4 protein-coding genes are annotated in these 4,616 nt (G+C 44.9%); 3 read left to right on the top strand and 1 reads right to left on the bottom strand.

Going from position 1 to position 4,616, the window contains the following annotated elements; all coding sequences use genetic code 11:
* The 3 genes from V6C93_RS22335 to V6C93_RS22325 all read left to right on the top strand — a co-directional run.
* Positions 1–1,232 (top strand): serine/threonine-protein kinase (locus tag V6C93_RS22335; protein ID WP_333478880.1); only part of this gene is annotated, 1,232 nt, incomplete at its 5' end.
* A 271-nt stretch (positions 1,233–1,503) separates the two neighbouring features.
* On the top strand, positions 1,504–2,136 hold the full coding sequence (locus tag V6C93_RS22330; RefSeq protein ID WP_349262799.1) for a Coq4 family protein: 633 nt from the start codon (positions 1,504–1,506) through the stop codon (positions 2,134–2,136).
* 107 nt (positions 2,137–2,243) lie between these two features.
* Positions 2,244–3,611, top strand: coding sequence for a cytochrome P450 (locus V6C93_RS22325; protein WP_333478878.1), 1,368 nt, complete (start codon positions 2,244–2,246; stop codon positions 3,609–3,611).
* 182 nt (positions 3,612–3,793) lie between these two features.
* Here V6C93_RS22325 and V6C93_RS22320 read toward each other — a convergent pair whose 3' ends face one another.
* Positions 3,794–4,027 carry a hypothetical protein gene (locus V6C93_RS22320; RefSeq protein ID WP_333478877.1) on the bottom strand — a complete coding sequence of 78 codons (234 nt, stop codon included), beginning with the start codon at positions 4,025–4,027 and terminating at the stop codon, positions 3,794–3,796.
* Positions 4,028–4,616: the final 589 nt, after the last annotated feature.

Raw genomic sequence — 4,616 nt, 5'->3', positions numbered from 1 at the left:
TGGGTAATGACTTTGAATGGCAGCACCTGAAGCTATTTGAGCGGGAAGCCGAAACCTTAAAAACCCTTTCTCATCCGGCAATTCCCCGCTATCTCGACTATTTAGAGGTAGATTCACCCAACAGTAAGGGATTTGCTTTAGTTCAGAGCTATGTGGAAGGAAAAACGCTAGAGCAACATCTCAAAGCTGGGCGTATCTTTAGTGATGCCGAAGTTAAAGAACTAGCCACAGCCCTGTTAGAAATCCTCATTTACCTCCACGAACACGAGCCGCCTGTCATTCACCGAGATATCAAGCCCAGCAATATTTTATTAACAAATCGTTCTGGCAATAGTGTCGGTCACGTCTATCTAGTTGATTTCGGCTCAGTTCAGACCATTGCAGCCCAAGAAGGGGGAACAATTACGGTGGTGGGTACCTATGGGTATATGCCACCGGAACAATTTGGTGGACGTGCTACCCCAGCTTCTGACCTCTACAGTTTAGGTGCAACGTTAATTTATCTAATCACGGGTCGTCATCCTACGGAACTGCCGCAAAAAGATGGACAAATTCAATTTCAATCAATAGCCAATCTTGATGCTACTTTTAGGGATTGGTTGGAGTGGATGACCGAGCCGAGTTTGGATCGACGCCTAACCTCTGCTAGGAGGGCACTGCAAGCTCTGCAAAACCCTCGAATCCGGAAAAAAAGGGTGGCTCCGATTGTCAAGCAACCGCCAGATAGCGATGTTATTTTAACCAAAACGGCTGATTTTTTTGAAATTGTACTTCCAGCCAAGGGATTCGGTTTTGGTCATCTCGCTGTGCTTTCGTTGGCGACTCCCTTGGTGTTGTTTTGGGGGCAAGGCTTTTGGCTAACGCTTTCCTCCAATTCCATTAGTTTTTTGACTTTTGTTGGCGGTTTATTGGCTCTATTTCTGGGCTGGATTTTTTATGCTTTATTTGTGCGAATCAGGCTCCGGATTGCTCGACAGCGAATTTACTTCTTTAAGGAGCTGTTTGGCTTGAAATGGCAGCGATCGCATTCCTTACCCAGACGGGATATCTGTCAGGTAGAAGTTACTCAGCAATATCTAACAACAAACGCCAACAACGAAAATGTCTGGATTAGCCAGCGGCTAATTCTTCGCGTTGGAGAGCAGCAATATGAACTAATTGGGAAAGGTCGCCTGACTGACTTAGAACTCGACTGGTTGGCTGATGAACTAAGTGAATGGTTCAGTTTGTAAATGAATAATTCAGACAACAGGTCAAATAAATTCTTGATATACACTGGAGTATCATCCCCTATCTGATCTTAAATCCATCCTGCTATCTCGCTATCGCCAAGCCTACCCAGGCAACTTGTTGCTTCCTGCTAACGGGTGAACCGATAGAGTGAAGACAAATCATCCAATTCAACGACCTGTCTTGGCGAAGTAAAGTGTAGTTGTTAACCGTAAATTGAAAGTATCTAACTGTAGTACTTTACACGTTAAATAACCGAATTAAAACAGAAGAATGCTAATTAAATTCAAGCAACTATACCAAGCTAGAATGGCTTACAAATCAGGAAATATGGGAGACTTTGCCATTCTCAAAGCTGATGCTTTTGGTTCAAGAGTCCCTCCGGAACTAGAATCCAAGCTGCAACAGGTTGTTGGGTATCACCCTCCCATTGATTTAGAAAAATTAAGCCAATACCCTAAAGGCAGCTTTGGCTGGGAATATGCTCATCATATGAAGGAAAACCATCTCAAACCTTTTAACATCAGCCCTGAACACGAAGACATTGCCAAACGTAACGTCTTTGCCTTGAGGTATGTTGTCATCCACGATATCCTGCATGTTTTGCTTGGATTTGACACGAGCTATGCCGGAGAAATTGGCGTTCTTGCCTTTGCTACCGAGCAAAACTACAGCCCACTTCTCAAAGTTAGCCTAGCCATAGCAAAAGTACTGTATCCAGTTTTGGCTCCCTGGCAACAAAAAGAGATTTTCGCCAACGTTTGTAAAGGGCAAGAACTGGGAAAGAAAGCAAACTTTCTCTTGGGGGCTCGCTTTGAAGAGTATTGGGAACACCCTCTGAGTGAAGTTAAAGCTGAATTGGGGTTGATGACAGAGCCAGCCAGATTAACTGTTACAGCCGTCTAATCCTTAATTTGGAATTCAAAATTTTTTCATCGCCGCCACTAGGATGAAATTTCTCTTTCCCGCTCTCAAAACTTCTCAGTACTTCCCAACCAGAGGCTAAAACTACCATGAAACTACCTAATAGCCCCAAAGCTTTACCGTTGATACAGTTAATCCAAGCTATTGCTCGTCCGTTTGACTATTTAGAAGCTGCTGCCCAAGAATGTGGCGACTCGTTTACAATGCGATCGCCGGGTTTTCCTATATCTGTAGTCTTTAGCAACCCAGAAGCGATTCAGCAGATTTTTACCGCTGACCCCGATTGCTTTGAAACGGGTTCAGGTAATCGAATCATGCAACCTGTGTTAGGGGAAAATTCACTAATACATCTGGATGGACGCCCTCACCAACGCCAGCGAAAACTGCTGACACCTCCGTTTCATGGGGAACGGATGCGGACTTACGGAAAAATCATCTGTGATATTGCCGAGCAAGTGATGAATGAATGGACTACTGGCAATCCCAGACCAATTCATCCATTCATGCAAGAAATCTCCTTACGAGTCATCTTAAGAGCTGTTTTTGGCATTGATGAAGGAGAGCGGCTTGAGCAAATCCGGCAACAACTAAGTTCAATGCTCGATTCTTTTAACTCACCGTTGAGTTCCAGTCTGCTCTTTTTCCCATTCCTTCAAAACGATTTAGGCGCTTGGAGTCCTTGGGGACGTTTCCTACATCGAAGGCAGGAAATTGACGAACTCCTTTACGCGGAAATTCGGGAACGTCACGAACAACCTGAGCGTTCTGGAAACGATATTCTTAGCTTAATGATGTTGGCTCGTGATGAAGACGGACAGCCAATGACGGATATCGAGTTACGGGATGAGTTGATGACTCTGTTATTTGGAGGTCATGAAACCACAGCTTCATCTTTAGCTTGGGCATTTTACTGGATTCACCATCTGCCAGAAGTACGCGACAAACTTCTCCAAGAACTTGAACCCCTTGGAAGGGACGCTGATCCCAACGAAATTGCTCGACTTCCCTATCTCTGTGCCGTTTGCTCTGAAACGTTGCGGATTTACCCAACTGTTTTCTTTTCTCTGCCTCGGATTGTGAAATCTCCGATTGAGGTCATGGGCTACCAGTTTGAACCAGGGATAATGCTAGCTGCCTGTATTTATCTAACCCATCATCGGGAAGACCTCTACCCAGAGCCCAAGCGTTTCAAGCCAGAACGCTTTCTAGAACGTCAGTTTTCCCCCTACGAATATTTACCCTTCGGGGGTGGGAACCGTCGCTGTATTGGCTATGCCTTTGCCTTGTTTGAAATGAAGCTGGTTTTAGCAACTGTTTTATCGCGCTTTCAACTTTCACTTGCAGATAACAGCCCAGTTAAGCCTGTACGTCGTGGCATTACGACAACGCCCTCTGGAGGGGTGCCGATGATTCTGACTAGTAAGCTCCAAAAGGCTAGCACACCAGTCCATGTTTAGTTTAGGGGCTAGGGCGTGTTTTCTTGCCTTCCCCGAGAGACTTAGATCCCCCTAAATCTCCTCACCTTCGGCTCCGGCTTAAAAAGGGGGACTTTGACTGAATTCTCCCCCCACCCCTCTCGTTCTCCCCGTTTCGGGGAGAACGAGAGGGGTGGGGGGATCTGAGGGTTTGAAAACAGACTCTAGGGGAAATCACTCTTATCTAGCAGTATTGTTTGGAATGCTGCCCCTCGCAAAAAAAAGGCGCACAAGTCAGTGCGCCCAGAAATAGTAGGATGAGAAAATTGAAAGGGATAATTAGCGATCGCTGATTGAAGCGGTAAAGCCAACAGATTTTGTACAATGACGGGTTTGGGGTCTTCACCTAAACCAAGGTTGAGCTTATGCGTATCGCTGCCATAATAGATAAGTACCAAACAACTTAGCCCATTTTCCTTTATCCCATCAAACTCGTGATTAGGAATTAGGAATAATTAAGAGACTCCGTGAGCCACAAGTTGAGGATTGATCGAGTCAATGAAGCTCTACTTGGGTCACCAGCTTTTAGCTTATCCCTATCCTATTAGCTTGAGCAAGAAACCGAACTTCTTTGGGATACTCTTGTTTGTGACTTTATAAAATTAAAGATTTTTTTAAGCTTAAATAAAGCAATCCTCCTTAAGGAAGAGCTTCAGCTTCAGGTATTGAACCCTCATAGAGTACCCAGAGTCAGCAGCGATCGCCATCATTAGCATGGACAGCCTTAGCATTAACAGGGCTTTAGCACAAAAAAGGATATTTATCTTAGTGTCAATGCCGTAAGCCCAAAACAGTACTATCGTGGTGTAAATAAATATCCTTTTAGGGAAAAAACAAAAATGAGTCTCTTCGACAAACTCTCTAGCGCTCGTCAACAAAGCCAAACTACATTAGGGCCAGCCGAAGCTTTTGCCGCGCTCGCATTGATTGCCGTTGCGGCTGATGGTTACGCGGCTGATGCAGAAGAGCAATTGCTCATGATCACTT

This window comes from Allocoleopsis sp. (genome assembly GCF_036703385.1).
Classification (GTDB): Bacteria; Cyanobacteriota; Cyanobacteriia; order Cyanobacteriales; family Coleofasciculaceae; genus Allocoleopsis.
The sequence above is the reverse complement of the archived record's forward strand: the minus strand, read 5'-3'. Positions and strand labels throughout refer to the sequence as shown.

Bases quoted from the DNA above. Each gene is read 5' to 3' on its own strand.
- V6C93_RS22325 (WP_333478878.1), top strand. From the start codon at position 2,244: ATGAAACTACCTAATAGCCCCAAAGCTTTACCGTTGATACAGTTAATC.
- V6C93_RS22330 (WP_349262799.1), top strand. From the start codon at position 1,504: ATGCTAATTAAATTCAAGCAACTATACCAAGCTAGAATGGCTTACAAA.